The organism is Marinobacter sp. MBR-99, assembly GCF_040547575.1.
In the GTDB taxonomy this organism is placed as follows: Bacteria; Pseudomonadota; Gammaproteobacteria; order Pseudomonadales; family Oleiphilaceae; genus Marinobacter.
The window spans coordinates 21,501-37,753 of sequence record NZ_JBEPPY010000003.1 but is presented as its reverse complement, the minus strand read 5'-3'; the positions used below and the strand labels follow the sequence as shown (position 1 = coordinate 37,753).

14 protein-coding genes are annotated in these 16,253 nt (G+C 58.7%); 9 read left to right on the top strand and 5 right to left on the bottom strand.

Annotated elements, in window-relative coordinates; all coding sequences use genetic code 11:
• Window positions 1-66: 66 nt before the first annotated feature.
• A complete protein-coding gene (locus ABIE59_RS03320) occupies window positions 67-411 on the top strand; it encodes a hypothetical protein (RefSeq protein ID WP_061332269.1) in 345 nt (114 codons plus the stop codon).
• Window positions 412-491: 80 nt separating this feature from the next.
• Here the strand turns inward: ABIE59_RS03320 and ABIE59_RS03315 are convergent, their stop codons facing one another.
• Window positions 492-725 carry a hypothetical protein gene (locus ABIE59_RS03315; RefSeq protein ID WP_354444231.1) on the bottom strand — a complete coding sequence of 78 codons (234 nt, stop codon included), beginning with the start codon at window positions 723-725 and terminating at the stop codon, window positions 492-494.
• Between the two features lie 104 nt (window positions 726-829).
• Here ABIE59_RS03315 and ppc point away from each other — a divergent pair, with 104 nt between their 5' ends.
• The 6 genes from ppc to ABIE59_RS03285 all read left to right on the top strand — a co-directional run bounded on the left by ppc (window position 830) and on the right by ABIE59_RS03285 (window position 7,825).
• On the top strand, window positions 830-3,475 hold the full coding sequence (gene ppc / locus ABIE59_RS03310; protein ID WP_354444229.1) for a phosphoenolpyruvate carboxylase: 2,646 nt from the start codon (window positions 830-832) through the stop codon (window positions 3,473-3,475).
• A gap of 57 nt (window positions 3,476-3,532) precedes the next feature.
• Window positions 3,533-4,903, top strand: a complete 1,371-nt coding sequence (locus ABIE59_RS03305) for an HDOD domain-containing protein (RefSeq protein WP_354444227.1) — start codon at window positions 3,533-3,535, stop codon at window positions 4,901-4,903.
• A gap of 228 nt (window positions 4,904-5,131) precedes the next feature.
• Window positions 5,132-5,785 (top strand): adenylate kinase, encoded by a 654-nt coding sequence (gene adk, locus ABIE59_RS03300; protein WP_354444225.1) that lies wholly within the window; start codon window positions 5,132-5,134, stop codon window positions 5,783-5,785.
• Between the two features lie 33 nt (window positions 5,786-5,818).
• Window positions 5,819-6,523, top strand: a complete 705-nt coding sequence (gene tsaB / locus ABIE59_RS03295; protein WP_354444223.1) for a tRNA (adenosine(37)-N6)-threonylcarbamoyltransferase complex dimerization subunit type 1 TsaB — start codon at window positions 5,819-5,821, stop codon at window positions 6,521-6,523.
• A gap of 103 nt (window positions 6,524-6,626) precedes the next feature.
• Window positions 6,627-7,001 carry a UDP pyrophosphate phosphatase gene (locus tag ABIE59_RS03290; RefSeq protein ID WP_354444221.1) on the top strand — a complete coding sequence of 125 codons (375 nt, stop codon included), beginning with the start codon at window positions 6,627-6,629 and terminating at the stop codon, window positions 6,999-7,001.
• Window positions 7,001-7,825: a class I SAM-dependent methyltransferase gene (locus ABIE59_RS03285; RefSeq protein WP_354444219.1), complete on the top strand. Its 825-nt coding sequence runs from the start codon at window positions 7,001-7,003 to the stop codon at window positions 7,823-7,825. Before ABIE59_RS03290 ends, ABIE59_RS03285 begins: the two co-directional genes overlap by 1 nt.
• A gap of 29 nt (window positions 7,826-7,854) precedes the next feature.
• Here the strand turns inward: ABIE59_RS03285 and plsB are convergent, their stop codons facing one another.
• Window positions 7,855-10,326 carry a glycerol-3-phosphate 1-O-acyltransferase PlsB gene (plsB, locus tag ABIE59_RS03280; RefSeq protein ID WP_354444217.1) on the bottom strand — a complete coding sequence of 824 codons (2,472 nt, stop codon included), beginning with the start codon at window positions 10,324-10,326 and terminating at the stop codon, window positions 7,855-7,857.
• 140 nt (window positions 10,327-10,466) lie between these two features.
• Between plsB and nudC the strand changes: the two genes are divergently transcribed.
• Window positions 10,467-11,297 carry an NAD(+) diphosphatase gene (gene nudC, locus ABIE59_RS03275; protein WP_354444215.1) on the top strand — a complete coding sequence of 277 codons (831 nt, stop codon included), beginning with the start codon at window positions 10,467-10,469 and terminating at the stop codon, window positions 11,295-11,297.
• The gene (murI, locus tag ABIE59_RS03270) at window positions 11,297-12,142 is read left to right on the top strand and encodes a glutamate racemase (RefSeq protein WP_502915330.1); all 846 of its coding nucleotides are present in this window, start codon (window positions 11,297-11,299) and stop codon (window positions 12,140-12,142) included. The genes nudC and murI overlap by 1 nt, the downstream gene beginning before the upstream one ends.
• On the opposite strand, the gene ABIE59_RS03265 is transcribed toward murI, so the two are convergent.
• The 3 genes from ABIE59_RS03265 to ABIE59_RS03255 form a co-directional block, all read right to left on the bottom strand.
• Complete coding sequence (locus tag ABIE59_RS03265) at window positions 12,120-13,127, bottom strand: DUF2156 domain-containing protein (RefSeq protein ID WP_068351570.1); 1,008 nt, start codon at window positions 13,125-13,127, stop codon at window positions 12,120-12,122. The two genes, murI and ABIE59_RS03265, sit on opposite strands and share 23 nt — an antisense overlap.
• Before the next feature lie 45 nt (window positions 13,128-13,172).
• Window positions 13,173-13,826, bottom strand: coding sequence for a class I SAM-dependent methyltransferase (locus ABIE59_RS03260; protein ID WP_061332259.1), 654 nt, complete (start codon window positions 13,824-13,826; stop codon window positions 13,173-13,175).
• A 234-nt stretch (window positions 13,827-14,060) separates the two neighbouring features.
• Entirely contained in the window at window positions 14,061-16,238 is a 2,178-nt protein-coding gene (locus tag ABIE59_RS03255) for an EAL domain-containing protein (RefSeq protein ID WP_354444211.1), read from the bottom strand.
• Between the last annotated feature and the right edge of the window lie 15 nt (window positions 16,239-16,253).

Below are 16,253 nucleotides of genomic sequence, written 5' to 3'. Positions count from 1 at the left end.
TTCCAGTACGGCTTGCACTATATCGGTGCGCTGTACCGTCAGATAAGATGCAGGGGTGAAGGCACCATGAAAATCAAAGATCTGGTCAAGCATTGGGACAAGCACGGTCGTGGTCGGCTCACTCGTGATGCCGCGTACCTATCGTTGTCTGACCAGCATCACGAGCTGTTGCAGAAAGTGGCAGCGATGTATCCGATGAAATCGTCTCAAGACCTGATGCGCGATCTGATCTCCGCTGCGCTTGATGAGCTGGAAACCAGTTTCCCCTACGTTCAGGGCGACAAAGTGGTTGCTTATGATGAGGACGGTTTCGAGATTTACGAAGACCAGGGGCTGACGCCGCGGTTTGTAGCCCTGAGCCAGAAGCACATCAAGCGGATCAAAGCCCGTCAGCTCGAATCCGTAGCCTGACGTCAGCACCGGTTCGGCTCACCACCGGGTTTCCATCAACCCAGGCGCCCTGCGCTTGGGTTGATGTCTGCTTATCTATATCACTTTCCCTTGTCTGTCAGGCGATCCTTTAGTGGCCCCTGGGTAATCAGGTCGTCCAGGGCGGCGGCAATCATGTCATTGAGAATCTCGCTTTCACTGCGATCTGGATAGAGTTCAGCCAGCGCGGCTACCCGGGCTGCGTCCTCAAGGGGCAGGCGCAAATTGTATTCGTGTGTGCGTTCCATCGCCTGTTTTTCCTGTTCCCAGTGCTGGGGCAAATCGGTCACTTTCATGGTGGCTCCTTGGGGCGAGGGGATTGAATCGCCAATAGACTTTTCGAACGGATCCTTAGTATCGTAAGTTTACTTCGTCTCCGTCAATTCAGAAGGAACTTAACGTGACCGAACTGCACCCCGATCTGCGAGAAAATGTGCGCCTGCTGGGCGAATTGCTGGGCCAGAGCATCCAGCGTTTTCCCGGGCAGGACTGCTACGAGCGGATTGAGGAAATTCGGGCGGCCGCAAAAGCTGACCGCCGGCAGGAGAGTGGCTCCGGCCAGCGCCTGGTGACCCTTTTGGGGCAATTGAGTGACGATGAATTGCTGCCGGTCACCCGGGCCTTCAACCAGTTTCTCAACCTGGCGAACCTGGCTGAGCAATACCATGGGATCCGCCGCAAGCAGGGACATCCGTCAGACCTGATGGTGGAGTCGCTGGGTGAGGTCTTTGAGCGGCTTAAATCCGGGGGCGTTGATCCTGAGGAATTGCACCAGCGGGTGGCGGACCTGCGAATTGAGTTTGTACTGACGGCTCACCCCACGGAAGTTGCACGCCGCACCATGATTCTGAAATACGATGAAATGTCCGATTGCCTGGCCCGGCTCGACCATGACGATCTGATGCCGGCGGAGCGTGATGAGATTGTTGCCCGCCTGTCGCAGCTGATCACTGAAGCCTGGCACACCGACGAAATTCGCCACGAGCGGCCAACCGCGGTCGACGAGGCCAAGTGGGGCTTTGCGGTCATTGAGAACAGCCTCTGGCAGGCCTTGCCCAGATTCCTTCGGAGCCTGGACCAATCACTTTCGGATGCGACGGGCAAAGGCCTGCCCCTGCAGAACTCTCCAATCCGCATTGCGTCCTGGATGGGAGGAGACCGTGACGGTAACCCAAACGTTACCCACGACGTGACTCGCCAGGTATTTTTGCTGGGCCGCTGGATGGCCGCCGACCTCTACCTGCGGGACATTCAGGCTCTGAGGGCCGAACTGTCCATGTGGCAGGCCAGTGATGAGCTCCGCGAGCAGGTTGGGGGCTCCCGGGAGCCCTACCGTCAAGTGCTGGCTGAGCTGCGTGAACGTCTGATCCGCACCCGGGACTGGGCCGAGGCCGGTGTCAAAGGCGGGGTGGCTGACAACACCGGCATCCTGTTTGAGAACGAAGACCTGACGGCACCCCTGGAGCTGTGTTACCGCTCGCTGGTGGAGTGTGGCCTCGAGCATATTGCCAACGGCCCGCTGCTGGATACCATTCGTCGAGCCCACACGTTCGGCCTGCCGCTGATCCGCCTCGATATTCGCCAGGAGGCTTCCCGGCATGCGGAGGCGGTGGCAGAGATGGTGGATTACCTGGGGCTGGGGGACTACCTGTCCTGGTCGGAAGACGACCGGCAGGCATTTCTGCTGCGTGAGCTGCAAGGCCGTCGGCCATTGGTGCCCCGCAACTGGGAACCCTCAGAGCCGGTCAGGGAAGTGTTGGCCACCTGTGAGGTGGTGGCGGGCCAGACCCCGGAGGCGCTGGGTTCCTACGTTATTTCCATGGCCAGCAAGCCGTCGGATGTATTGAACGTGATCCTGCTGTTGCGGGAAGCGGGAATGAAGTTCCCGATGCGTGTGGTGCCTTTGTTTGAAACCCTCAGCGATCTTCAGGGCGCGCCAGACAGCATGGCCGCCCTGTATCAGGTTGATTGGTACCGCGAGTACTGTCAGGGCCGCCAGGAGGTGATGATTGGCTATTCAGACTCGTCCAAGGACGCCGGCCAGCTGATGGCAGCCTGGGCCCAGTACCAGGCGCAGGAAAAACTCACCCAGGTGGCCCGCCAGTATGGTGTGCACCTGACCCTGTTCCACGGTCGCGGCGGCACGGTTGGCCGTGGCGGTGGCCCGGCGAACCGGGCGATTCTGTCGCAACCGCCGGGATCGGTGAACGGCAGTTTCCGGATTACCGAGCAGGGGGAAATGATCCGATTCAAGTTCGGTTTGCCCCGGCTGGCGGTTCAGAGCCTTACCCTGTACACCACTGCCGTCATTGAGGCGACCCTTGCGCCGCCGCCGGAACCTGAGGACAGCTGGCGCGAGATGATGGACTGGCTGACGGAGCGTTCGTTGAAGTCCTATCGGGAAGTAGTGCGGGAAGATCCGGACTTTGTACCGTATTTCCGCCAGGTAACGCCTGAAACTGCGCTGGGTAAGCTGGCCCTGGGCAGTCGGCCGGCGCGCAGGAAGCCCACCGGCGGCGTGGAGAGTTTGCGGGCTATTCCCTGGATTTTCGCCTGGACCCAGATGCGCCTGATGCTGCCCAGTTGGCTGGGTAGCGATGTGGCCCTCGAAGAAGCTGCCCGGCACCAGCGTTTGCCGGAGCTTCGCGAGATGATGCGGGGCTGGCCATTCTTCCGCACCTACGTGGACATGCTGGAAATGGTGCTGGCCAAAGCCGACCTGCGCATTGCCAGCTATTACGAGCAGACGCTGGTGGAAGATGAAACCCTAAAGGCCCTTGGGGCCAGTCTCAGGGAACGGTTGAGGGGATGTATCGAGCGTGTGCTGGAGCTCAAGGAGCAGCAGGCCCTGTTGGAGAGCGAACCGGTGTTTGCCCATTCCATGAGAGTGCGCAATCCCTACACGGACCCATTGCATTACCTCCAGGCTGAACTGCTCAAACGCGACCGGGAGAGTGAAGGCAAGGGCGAGGTGCCGGATATGGTTGAACGGGCGCTGAAAGTCACCATGGCTGGTATTGCCGCGGGTATGCGCAATACGGGCTAACGTGCATAATAACGCCGGGGCCGGAACGCCCTGAACCGGATAAAGGAGTCTTCCCCGTTGGCACTGTCAGAGCGACTTTCTCGTTATTTCGCCCGCAAGGGCATCAGCTATCAGCAGATTGAGATTGCCCCGGTGAGCAATCTCGACGCGGCGGTTCTTGCCTCCGGCAGGTCTCAGCATGATTTTATCCAGCCAACGCTGCTGATTGATATCAATGGCGTGGTCATGGCGGTGCACCGCTTCGACAGTAGCCTGGATATGGACACGCTGCGCCAGTTTACCGGTCGTCGCCTGCAGCCCCTGACGGCACGTCAGACCGCGCGGCTGTTCGGCGACTGCGAGCCGGGTTTCGTGCCACCGGTCGGGAACGCCTGGGATTTGCCGGTGCTGATTGATGAAGATCTGTCCACTGCCGACCAGGTGGTGTTCTCTGCTGGCACCAACGATACCCTGATTGCGATGGACGGCCGCTCGTTCCGGCTTGCGCTGGCGGGGGCCCGGGAAGGTCACCTGGTTATCCGGGGGCAGGGCAATGGTTCCCGTGGTGCCCTGAGTCTTGACGAAGTGGCCGACAAACTGCAGAAACTCTACCGGCTGCCGCCCATGCCAGCACTGGCGTTGCGGATATTGCGCCTGACTGCTAATACCGAAGCGACAGCCAGGGAGCTGGCAGAGCTGATCGAGTTTGACCCCAGCATGACCGCACAGATCATGCGCTACGCGCGGTCGGCACTGTTCAATTACCCTGGCCAGATCAACTCGGTGCAGGAAGCCGTTACCCGCGTGCTGGGGTTTGACCGGGTAGCCCACATTGCCATGGGCATTGCCTCGGTGAGGGCGTTTGATGTGCCCAGGGATGGAATGCTGGGCATGGATAACTTCTGGCGTCACTCACTGTACTGTGCCTTCCTGTGCCAAAGCCTGGCGGCGCGTTCAGGCCGGGACAAGGGGCTGGCCTATCTGTGCGGGCTGTTGCACAACTTTGGCCTGTTGCTGGTTGGGCACCTGTTCCCCTCTGAATTTCAGGAGCTGAACGCCCTTCGGGAGATCAACCCTGAGGCCAGCATGCATTCACTGGAACAGGAAGTGTTTGGCCACAGCGAGCGCCAGGATATCCTGGCGGTTGGTCATGGTGCCATTGGCGGTATTCTGCATCGGCTCTGGCAACTGCCGGAACCGGTTATCAAGGCTGCCGGCATGCACCAGCACCCGGGTTATCACGGCGAACATGAAGAGTATGTTTTGATGGTCCAACTGGCGAATGCACTGCTGAAAGAGCAGGGTATTGGCGACGAGTTCAACCAGGATGATATCCCCGCACTGACAGAAGCGCTTGGCCTGGAGCCGGCAACACTTGCGCTGGTTCAGGAAGAAATCCAGGCGGTTGCAACTGATCTGGATGTGCTGGCGTCGTCGCTTGCATCCTGAGCAAAACGGCGTCAGGCTTCTTTGCCTGAAGCCCGCTGTCTTCCGGTAATTCCAACCATGATACGGAGGTCGACTTTCTCTGTCGGGGAGGACTTCGTATAATGCTGCCTCAATTTTGGGCAGGCGCGCCAGACAGTGGGCCACCGGGCCCGGAGAGGTTGTCGCAAAGGCGACGGTTTTTGCCGCAACTTTTCAAACGATAATATAAGACAACGGGAGCACAACGTTATGAGAATCATCATGTTAGGCGCGCCAGGCGCTGGTAAGGGTACTCAGGCTCAATTCATTACCGAGCGTTTTGAGATTCCCCAGATCTCCACCGGCGATATGCTCCGTGCTGCCGTCAAGGCCGAGTCCGAGTTGGGCAAGCAGGTCAAGGAAGTGATGGCCTCCGGTGGTCTGGTGTCTGACGATATCATCATCGCCCTGATCGATGAGCGTATTCAGCAGCCAGATTGCAAGAACGGTTTCCTGCTGGACGGCTTCCCGCGCACCATTCCCCAGGCGGAGGCACTGAAGAATCAGGGCATCGCCATTGATTATGTGGTGGAAATTGCGGTTGAAGACGAAGAAATTGTCAGCCGTCTGTCTGGCCGTCGTGTGCACGAGGGCAGTGGCCGTATTTACCACGTGAAATACGATCCGCCCAAGGTAGAAGGCAAGGATGACGAAACCGGCGAGCCGCTGGTACAGCGTGAAGACGACAAGGAAGAAACCGTCCGCAAACGCCTGAACATCTACCACGAGCAGACAGCGCCACTGATCGGCTTCTACCAGGACTGGGCCGGCAAGGCTCCTGCCGATGCGCCCAAGTACGTGCGCGTGGAAGGCGTTGGCAGCCTGGACAGCATTCGCGACCAGATCCTGTCCCAGCTTAAGTAATTGAAACCGGAGTAGCCCCGGAGGCTTGATTCTGTGAAGCTTTTAGCACTGGATACGTCTTCTGAGGGCTGCTCCGCCGCTCTCTGGCTGGATGGCCAGATCAGCGAACGGTTTGAACTGGCTCCACGGGGTCATACCCGCCTGCTGATGCCCATGGTCCGCGAACTGCTGGCCGAACAGGGGCTCACCCCGAAAGATCTGGATGCCCTGGCCTTTGCTCGCGGCCCGGGTTCCTTCACCGGTTTGCGTATAGCAACCGGGGTTATCCAGGGTCTGGCCTGGGGGCTAGACTTACCGGTTGTACCGGTGTCGTCGCTGGCAGCGGTTGCCCTGGACGCCATTGAGCAGCACCAGTTGGCTGAGGGCGACCACATTGCGGTGGCCTTCGATGCCCGAATGGGCGAAGTGTACTGGGGGACCTTCCGCTGCCATCAGGGCTTGCCGATGTTGATTGGCGAGGAGCGGGTTTGCCCGCCGGGGGCGGTCAGCCTGCCTGATCCCGGCGCGTCAGCGAACTGGACCGGTGCGGGTAAAGGCTGGGCGTTAAGGGGCGATATGCCTGAAGTGGTGGTCTGCCGTATCCGAACAGTGGATGATGCCCTGGTAGCCCGTGCCGCCATGGTTGCTCGGCTGGCGGAACAGGATTTCCGTAATGGCATTGCGGTGCCTGCGGAGCAGGCGCAACCGGTCTATATCCGCGACGAAGTGGCCTGGAAGAAACTACCCGGCCGGGCATAGAAGTTCGTTTTCTGATCAAAATTGTTGTCGCCCGCCTTTCCAACGGGACCAGGTTCTTCCATAATGCTGCAACACACTTGAACCGTTCCTGTGGTTGCGCATTATGATCGGTGGTATCAATCCTGCAAATTCCTCCCTGATCCAAACGGGTAACAACAACCCCGCACGAGAGCGTACCGACGTCGCCAGGTCGCCGGCGGCCTCGCCTCAGGCTCCGGGTACCGACTCGGTTCGTCGCGACCTGAATGCGCCCCAGCAAAGCCGCGATACCGCTCCCGGCAGCCAGACTAGCCCCGAAGCTACTGAACGTCGCATTGAAGCCCGCAGGGCCGCTGAAGATGCCCGGCTGGAGCGATTCCGGGCTGACGAGCTGCCATTGCCTGCGGCCAGAGCGCTGTCCACCTTTGCCGGCGTGGCAGCCGCTGGTCAGGAATTCGAAGGCGGCTCGGTTATTTCCGGTATCGATATTCTCGTCTGATGCCCGATTCCCCAATGGATGCCAGCCATTCCCTGATGACAACGGTTGCCGTTGGTTGCAGCCCTCTGGGTGACCAGATAGCTGCACGACAGCTGGCGGAAGACCTGGGGTTGCGTTGGCTGGGTCTGGTTAAACCCAAACAAATCCGGGAGTTTCCGGTTTTGTTGTACATAGACGAGGAAGGCCTTGCCCTGCAACTGACCGGCAAAGGGGTGCCGGGGCCAGTTCGGGCGGAGTTTGTGACCGGAAAAATGGGCTACCGTCGGGAACATGGGGGTGGCACTGGTCAGTTGGTGGCCCGGGCGGTCGGTTTGCAGAAAACCAGGGCTCAGCTACATGTGCTGGATGCCACGGCCGGCCTGGGCCAGGACGCTTTCGTGCTCGCCAGCCTGGGCTGCCGGCTAACCCTGCTGGAGCGCAACCCGGTGATCCACGCATTGCTGGCGGACGGACTGGCAAGGGCCGCACTGAACATCGATTGCGCGCCCCTGGTGGCGAATATGCGGCTCGAGGTCGGCAGTTCCATTGACTGGCTCCAGAGCGCCGGCAAGGATGCCGCAGATATCGTGTATCTGGACCCGATGTTCCCCCACCGGGACAAAACTGCCCTGGTCAAAAAAGAAATGCAGGTATTCCGGCAAGTGGTGGGGGATGACGACGATTCCGAGCAGCTGCTTGCCGCAGCCCTGGCCTGTGCCCGTTATCGGGTGGTTGTGAAGCGCCCTCGCAAGGCGCCTGCGGTGGCGGGGCCGGAGCCCACTACGCGGCTGGAAGGCAAAAGCAGCCGCTACGATATCTATTCCATCAAGGCGCTGCCGGCCTGAGATAACCCGGGCCGGCCCACCTTAACGGCTCACGCATCCAGCATGGTGACCTGCTGAATGGCCTGTCGTTTCTCAACGCTCAGTACCAACCGGGCATCCTCGGCCACCTCATCCAGGCCTTCTCCGTAACAAAGCAGGCCGTTGTCATTGGTGGTCAGCACGCCGGTTTTCTGCATATTGGCGATGAAGTTCCGGAACAGGGTTTTGTCGAAGAACTCCGGTGCGTTCAGGCCAAACAGGATAGACATCCGCTCGGCCAGCAGTGTGCTCTGTTCTTCCAGTTCCGCCGCAGTCAGTTTGCCCGAACCATACTTGCGCAGAATCCCCAGGGTAATGTGGTAGCGCTCCAGGGTCTGGATAATAAAACGGGACAGAATGCGGGCCCGCAGCATGGCTTCGGTGCCTTCCTCCGGCCGACCCAGGCGCTCGTCATCCAGTTGGATGACCAGGCCCTGCTCAATCAGCACGTCGATCCACTGGTTAATGACCGATTCAACTTCATCCTGTCCGAATTTCAGGAACAGTTCGGACTGCAGGTAAGGGTAGGCAACGCTGGTAAGAAACAGAACCTTGTCTCTGCGCAGGCTGGTTTTGTTCTCGAACAGGCTGACAATCAACGCCGGCAGTGCAAACAGGTGCTGGATGTTGTTCCGGTAGTAAGTCATCAGAATGGCATTGGCGCCTTCCAGGGCAATGATATCGCCCAGTTTCTGGGGTTGGCGGGTGATCAGCCCCATATTCTCGCAGTAAGCAACCCAGTCCCGTGCGGAACCCTCTGGCAAGGTGACGGTGTTGGCGTACGGGTAGGCCTTGAGCAAGTTGGCATATTGATCCATCAGCCTGATCAGTTGCCCCTCATCCATGGCCAGGCGCTCGGTGCCCAGCAACACGGTGGCCGTCATGCCAATCGGGTTGACCGCGACCGAAGCGTTGATGTTGCTGGCTACCCGCCTGGACAGTTCATCCACCGCCTCGGTGAGCCACGTCGGCCGGTACTCGGCGTCGTAAGCCTCGTTGCGCCAGCTTTCATGGACTTCGTCCAGAACATCGGCCAGTGGTATGGCGTCACCAAAGTTTACCGCTACCCGGCCGAACGAGTTGGTCAGTTTCCGGGCGGTTTTGGCCAGACCGAAGACGCTCTCCTTCTGTTTCTTTTTACCGCGCAGCTCGCCCAGGTAGGAGCGACCCTCCATCACTTTCTCATAACCGATGTAAACCGGCACGAATACGATGGGTTTGCGGTGATCCCGCAGGAAACTGCGCACGGTCATCGACAGCATGCCCGGCCGAGGCGGCAGCATGCGCCCGGTCCGGGAGCGGCCGCCCTCGACAAAGTATTCCACCGAGTAGCCGCGGGTGAACATCACGTGCATGTATTCGTTGAAAACCGTCGCGTATAGCGGGTTATCCCGGAAGCTGCGGCGCATGAAGAAGGCCCCGCCCCTGCGCAGGATAGGGCCAACAATGGGCATGTTCAGGTTGATGCCGGCGGCAATGTGGGGAGGCATCAGGCCGTTCTTGTACAGCACGTAGGACAGCAACAGATAATCAATGTGCGAGCGATGGCAGGGAACATAGACCACGGCATGGTCCTGGGCCACTTCCTTGGCCACCTTGATGTTGTTGACGGCGATGCCGTTATAGATGCGGTTCCAGAGCCAGGCCAGCGCCAGTTCCAGGAACCGGATGGTTACAATGGACATGCTGGCGGCGATTTCGTCCGCATACTTGTAGGCTTTGGCGCGAACTTTTTCAGGCGGGATGTCGTCTTTGGCGGCGGTTTCCCTTATCGCTTCCTTGACCGCCTGGGTGCGTACCAGGCCTTCCACCAGGGTGCGGCGGTGAGACAGATCCGGCCCCAGTACCGCCTGGCGAACCCGGCGGAAATGGGTGCGCAGAATGCGTGCGAGTTTCCGTTTGGCTTTCTCTTCGTTATCCCGGTACTCCTCGACCACCTGCTTCAACGAGAGGGGCTGATTGAACTGCACATAGGTGTTGCGACCATGGACGAGGATGATCAGGAATTTCTGCAGTCGACCAGCGACGGACCAGGTGTCTGACAGCAACAGCTTGACCAGGGATTTCTCTTTATCCGGGGAGCGACCCCAGAACAACGAAACAGGAACAATCTGAACGTCCTGTTCGGGATGTTCCAGGCCGAACTGCACGAGACCGGTGAACTCTTTAGTGGGAACCGGGGTTTGCCGGCCACCGCTGAACGGCCCACCAATGCGCTTGTAAAGATAGAAAAACGAGTGGGCTGGCCCGTTCTTTACCGGCAGGGCATCGGTGGCACCGGGCAGGCGGGCATGGATGACCTCTTGCTCAAGCACCAGGCGGCTGGACAACGAGCTGTATTGCAGCACATAGCACACCGGTTTGTCCGGATCGAGCCCCAGGGCCTCCAGAGTATTGCCGCTGACATCGGTCCTGACCCATAAAAACAGGATCTTGCGGAAAAGAGACAGGATCAGGCTGCGAATGCCCTGATAAAGTCGCATAAGATGTTACTCCGGTACTGGAAACAGGCGCCAAGTTTAACGGGTTGAGGCGGGTGCGGAAAGCGGTATACAGATTCTTGGTAGTGATTGTGATGTGTTACATTGCCGCTCAGACAAACGGTTGCTGAAAAGGCAAAAGCATGGTGAGCAAAAGCGAGCAGTGGTTGCCGGGCTGGTTTGAAGACGTCCCTGTGCAAGGGGACCTGCTTCTGGCGTTTTCCGGTAACAATGTCCTTAAGCCGGATAACGGCTGGTTGTTGGCCTGGGGCGGTCCGGAAATGGGCGACAGTCGCCCGGAGGCCCTAGCGCTGGGTACCTGGAATGGCCGGCGTCTGTTCGTTTGTACCTTGCCAGACTCCGGGCTGCCTGGCGCCCAGTTGGTTACCTTGAGGGACGCCCTGCTGGTGTCACCCGAGGCGCCTGCAGATCTGCTCAGTACCGGCTTCCAGGTATTGCAGTGGTGGCAGGACCACCGCTATTGCGGTCGGTGCGGAGAGCGCACCGAGTCACATCCCCGGGAGCGGGCTCGCTGGTGCAGCCGTTGCAATATCCCCTGGTATCCCCGAATCGCACCCTGTGTGATTGTGGTCATACGGCGCGGCAGCCAGTTCCTGCTGGCGAGGTCTTCCAGGGTGACCCGGAATTTCTTCAGCCTGATTGCCGGTTTTGTCGAACCAGGGGAAAGCCTTGAGCAGGCCGTGGCCCGGGAAGTAAAAGAAGAGACAGGATTGGACGTTGGCAATATCCGCTACCGGAGTTCCCAACCCTGGCCTTTTCCCCATCAGATGATGGTGGGTTTTTTTGCCGATTATCAGGGTGGTGAACTCAGCCTGCAGGAAGATGAGCTGGCGGATGCCGGCTGGTTCAGTGCCGACGATCATCCCCCCATTCCGCCCGATACCACCATTGCCGGCCGCCTGATCAGTGCCATGAAACAGGAAATTGCCGAGAACGGGAGCGATGCCGGATGATGGCCGGGTTGCCCCCTCGGGTGCTGGTATTCGATTCCGGAGTTGGCGGGCTCAGTGTGGCTGCCCGCATTCACCAGTCGCTTCCCGGTGCGGACCTGGTGTATCTCGCGGATAACGCTGGTTTTCCCTACGGCGGTCAGAGCGAGCAGGTGGTGATTGAGCGCTGCTGCTCCCTGATCCGGCAAAGCCTGCAACAGTCGCCTTGTGACATCATCGTGGTCGCCTGCAACACCGCCAGCACGGTGGTGCTTCCGCATTTGCGGGCTATGACGGAGCTACCGGTTGTGGGTGTGGTGCCGGCGATCAAACCCGCCGCCGCCTGCACCGTGAATGGTCGGGTCGGGCTACTGGCAACGCCGGCAACGGTACAGCGACCCTATCTGGATAAGCTCATTGCCGAGTTTGCCAGTGACTGCGACGTGGTGCGGCTTGGCCACCCTGGGCTGGTATGCTGGGCAGAGCAACTGGTGCAAGGCGCAGAACCGCCCCAGGATGAGCTGGATGAAGCCATGGCGCCGCTGCGTGAGGCTGGTGTAGATACCGTAGTGCTTGGCTGTACTCACTATCCGCTGTTGTTACCCTGGCTCCGGAAAAGCCTGCCGGAGGTCACTGCATGGGTGGATTCCGGTGACGCCATCGCTCGCCGGGTCGCCTTTCTGCTGGGCGAATCCGGGCGTTTGGCGGCAGCGGAAACCCCCAGAGCGGATACCGGTGGCGTGGTGTCAGAGGCCCACTTTACCGGGGACGCCCCCCCGGATGTTGCCCTGTTCATGGCCGAAATGGGGATTTCAGTGGCGCGGGTTTGCGAGCATTGGCCCGGCGTTACAACAGCCGGGTCAGCTTGAACATGGCGAGGAATTCCAGAGCCGGAATAGCGCGTTTGTGGCAGCAGTAGGTTTTGAAGTTGTCACCCCGGAAGCGGGATTTGGTGAACTCCAGGCCTTTGAAGTTGTACAGGAAATTGCCTTTCTCGTAGATGCCGTGCATCAAACGTTTCAGTAATCGGCTTTCCTGGTGCTCGGTGGCCTGGTCCAGCGATAGCGGAATCAGGCCCAGGTCCAGGAAGGGCACACCTTCGGCCTTGAAGGTGTCCATGGCGTGGGCCATCAGGGTGTAGAAAATGCCCTGTCGGAAATCGGCGTTGGCGCGGGAGATATTCGGTACGTAACTGATGATCTCGTTGTTGCGGTAGATCGGATCAAAATAGATGAAGCCCACCGCCTTGCCGTCCTGGTAGGCGTAAAAGTGCCGCTCGTTTTCCCGATAGTCCATTTCCATGGGCCGAATCAGGAAGCGGATCTCGTTGCTCTTGCACTTGCGGGTGCGTATCCAGGCTTCGGAGATCTCTCGGGTGTGGTCATCACTGAACCGTTCCATGACGGTAATGCCGTTCTTCTCGGCCTGGTTAAGTGCGGTGCGCAGAATCTGTTTCTTCTTGCCGGTCAGGCTCCAGGACCTGAGATCAATCCGGGATTCGCAGCCAAACTGGGTGCCATACAGGCCGAAGCGAAGGTGCAGAAAATCCACCACCGATTTCGAAACCTGGATGTAGCAGGCGTTAGGAAAGGTCTGCTGGAACTTCTCCAGCATGGCAGGGAAATGTTCGGGAGCGCTCACCGGGTCTGATAACACAAAGGTACCGCCCCATTTGCGCATGTAAGCGATGTAGCCCATACCCGGTACGTCAAAGTACTGCATTCCCGGCTGCAGGGTGGAGAACGACTGTGAGTGCTGTCCGTACTTTTTGAGATAGTTGACGCGCTCGGCGAAGCTGAACTGGCCGTCTGCTAGTTCCCTGATGTTGTCGAGGGCAAGAATCTGATCTGACATGATGAAGCTCCCGGTAACCTGTTGTTATTTTGAGTCGGAAGAGATTCAGGCTTGCTTGCGGCCAAGAATCGACCAGTAGCAATCCATGTTCAGAAGTTTGAAATGCTTTTTCTCGGTAACCTGCAGGCCCAGGCGCTGCATGTGTTCCGGGTAGTTGTAGATCTTGTGGAAGGCGTTGTTGGCAAACAGCCAGAAGATGAACACCGCCATGTACCAGTAGAGCTTCTTGAACATGCGGGAGAGGATGTTGCCGGTCGGGTAGCAGAAGTCACCAACCACCACGCTGGCGTCTGCCTTGCCCAGGCGAATCAGGTGTTCCAGCACTTTCACCATCATGTCTTCGTCAAACACGTTGAGGAAAAAATTCGCCACTACCATGTCGTACTGCTCGAACTCGTTCACCTTCATGATGTCGCTGTGAATACGGCGTATGGTCAGGTTCGGCGCTTCTTTCTGCTGGGCATCGGCAAACTTGCGCAGCATGGTTTCAGACAGGTCGACCACGGTTACATCGGCGCCGAGTTCGGCGGCGCGGATGGCGTCCCGGCCATGCCCCACACCGGCAAACAGAATGCGGTCACCGGGTTTGACGGTTTCCACGTCGAGCATGGCGGTTTTGCAGCGGTGAATATTCTTGCCGCTGTAGAGGTTGCTCAGGAAGTCATAGACGGGGCCGATGTATTTGTACTTGTCGCGCATGATGACTGCTGCCTTCTTCTTGTTCGCTGGTTGAACGTCACCGTTATTGTGATTGTTATTCCGACAATCTGTCGGACAGTCCGGTGATCGGTTACTGATAACCTGAGCTTAGAGAAGGGGTGGGTTCAAAGATGTGCAGTACTGCGCAATTCCAGATACACAAAGTAACGTATCGAAACACTTTGCAAACCGGGTCAACGTTTCAGTTAGGAGTGTCCGACAATCTATAATCGTTTATCCAGTGTGGGCGAAGGCGAGGCCATCGCGGCTCAGCAACCGGTCGATATCGGCAGCGGGTCTTGCGGGGCCGTAAAAGAATCCTTGCACCTGATGGCAGCCCAGGCTTTTCAGGTAATTGAGCTGGTCGTCCGTTTCTACGCCCTCTGCGACGATCTCCAGTTTCAGGCCATGGGCCATGGCAACGATGGCATTTACGATGCAGGCGCCGTCCTCTCCGCTGCGTATGGCCCTGACAAAGGATTGATCCACTTTCAGGGTGTGGATGGGCAGCCGGTGCAAATAGTTGAGGGAGGAGTAGCCGGTGCCGAAGTCGTCAATGGCGATGCGTATGCCGCAGTCTGCCAGTTCTTTCAGCTTCCGGCTGATCTGTTCCAGATCGTTCATGATCACGTTCTCGGTGATCTCGATTTCCAGGTTGTTGGCGGGAAAACGATGGGATTGAACCTGCTCCAGTAATGTCTCGACAAAGCGGGGGTGTTCCACCTGGCTTGGGGACAGGTTGACTGCCAGGCGCAGGTTCGGGTGCCCGCTGCTGATCCAGCGACCTACATCCCGGCAGGCCTGGTCCAGTACCCGCTCACTGAGCTTGCCGATCAGCCGGGTTTCTTCCGCCAGGGGCAGGAAGTCTCCGGGGTAGATGAGCCCCCGCTCCGGATGTTGCCAGCGCACCAGCGCTTCCAGCCCCACCACCTGGTTGGTCTTGGAGCAGACCTGGGGCTGGTAGAATACCCTCAGCTCATCCCTCTCCAGGGCCAGTCGTAAATCCCGCTCAAGGCTGAGCCGGTTGGCGGTATTGATGCTCATGCTGTCGGAATAGAAGCGATAGCCATCTTTACCACGAGCTTTGACGTGATACATGGCAATGTCCGCGTTCTGGATCAATTGGTCCATGGTGTTCCCGGCATCCGGAAACACCGCGATGCCAATACTGACTCCAACAAAGACTTCATGGTTGCCCAACTGGAACGGATCTTTCAGGGTGTGTATCAGTTTTCTGGCAATGCCTCGGGCATCCTCCGGGCTGTTCACAGAGGGCAGCAGAAGGGTGAATTCATCGCCACCGAAGCGAGACAGGGTATCGCCCCGCCGCAGGCACTTTTCCAGCCTGTGGGTCACGGCCTGCAGCAGGCGGTCACCCATGGCGTGGCCCAGCGTATCGTTGACGACCTTGAACCGATCGAGATCAAGGAACATCACCGCCAGTTTTTGCTTGGCCCGCCGGGCCTGTGTGATGGCCAGTTCCAGGCGGTCCTTGAAGAGGGCCCGATTAGGCAGTCGGGTGAGCAGGTCGTGGTAGGCCTGGAAATTGATGAAGGCTTCCGCCTCCTTTCTTTCGGTGACATCCCGGGCGATGCCGTAATAACGCGCTGGCTGTGCGGTTGAGCCGCCCCGCGTTTCGCCTGTCTGGGGCCAGGATTGCGGGTCCACGGGGAAGGCGGTGATCTCGAAATGCCGGGTTGCTTTGCTGCTGCCTCGGGTTTTCAGGCGCACTTCCAGCGTTCTGGGGTTGTCCACCGAGATGTCAGGGCCCTTAAGCGCGTAGGTGCCCCGGGCCACATCCCGGTCATCCAGAATGTGTCCGAAATGACGACCGCAGAGCTCTGAAGGCTGGTAACCCAACAGGCTTTCTACCTTGTTGTTGATAAAGCAGATATGCCCCTTTTCATCGAGCATGAATACGATATCCGGCGAGCTGTTGACGATGTAGCGATGCAGGGCTTCGGATTTTTCGAGCCGGGTCTGAATCATTTCGTGGGCTTTGATCAGAGACTGCTTGCCAAGTACGCCTTCAACGGTGGTTAGCAACTCATCGGGATCAAAAGGCTTGCGGATGTAGTCCAGGGCTCCCCGGCGCAATGCCCGGCTGACGGTACCGAAGGACCCTTCGCCGCTAACCACAATCACACCGCAATCCGGCTGTTGGCTGGCGATGCGTTCCATGACCGCGAAACCATCGGTGTCAGGCATGTTAAGGTCAAGCATTGCAAGGTCAAAGGCTTTTTTGCCGAGCTGTTCAAACGCCTGCCTTCCGCCATTGGCTTCTGTGACCTCGAACCCCCGACCTCTAAGCAACTTCGCCAGGCTGGCCAGGAGGCGAGGTTCGTCATCGGCGACCAGAATCCTGGCCGGTTCGGACCCATGGAAGGGCTGCTTGCTCTGCTCTAATGCCATTGGTCTGTTTCCGCT

What these genes read in the sequence shown, in the direction of transcription:
- ABIE59_RS03320 (WP_061332269.1), top strand. Translation starts at nt 67, where the DNA reads ATGAAAATCAAAGATCTGGTCAAGCATTGGGACAAGCACGGTCGTGGT.
- ABIE59_RS03315 (WP_354444231.1), bottom strand. Translation starts at nt 725, where the DNA reads ATGAAAGTGACCGATTTGCCCCAGCACTGGGAACAGGAAAAACAGGCG.
- adk (WP_354444225.1), top strand. Translation starts at nt 5,132, where the DNA reads ATGAGAATCATCATGTTAGGCGCGCCAGGCGCTGGTAAGGGTACTCAG.
- ABIE59_RS03290 (WP_354444221.1), top strand. Translation starts at nt 6,627, where the DNA reads ATGATCGGTGGTATCAATCCTGCAAATTCCTCCCTGATCCAAACGGGT.
- ABIE59_RS03285 (WP_354444219.1), top strand. Translation starts at nt 7,001, where the DNA reads ATGCCCGATTCCCCAATGGATGCCAGCCATTCCCTGATGACAACGGTT.
- plsB (WP_354444217.1), bottom strand. Translation starts at nt 10,326, where the DNA reads ATGCGACTTTATCAGGGCATTCGCAGCCTGATCCTGTCTCTTTTCCGC.
- nudC (WP_354444215.1), top strand. Translation starts at nt 10,467, where the DNA reads ATGGTGAGCAAAAGCGAGCAGTGGTTGCCGGGCTGGTTTGAAGACGTC.
- murI (WP_502915330.1), top strand. Translation starts at nt 11,297, where the DNA reads ATGGCCGGGTTGCCCCCTCGGGTGCTGGTATTCGATTCCGGAGTTGGC.
- ABIE59_RS03265 (WP_068351570.1), bottom strand. Translation starts at nt 13,127, where the DNA reads ATGTCAGATCAGATTCTTGCCCTCGACAACATCAGGGAACTAGCAGAC.
- ABIE59_RS03260 (WP_061332259.1), bottom strand. Translation starts at nt 13,826, where the DNA reads ATGCGCGACAAGTACAAATACATCGGCCCCGTCTATGACTTCCTGAGC.
- ABIE59_RS03255 (WP_354444211.1), bottom strand. Translation starts at nt 16,238, where the DNA reads ATGGCATTAGAGCAGAGCAAGCAGCCCTTCCATGGGTCCGAACCGGCC.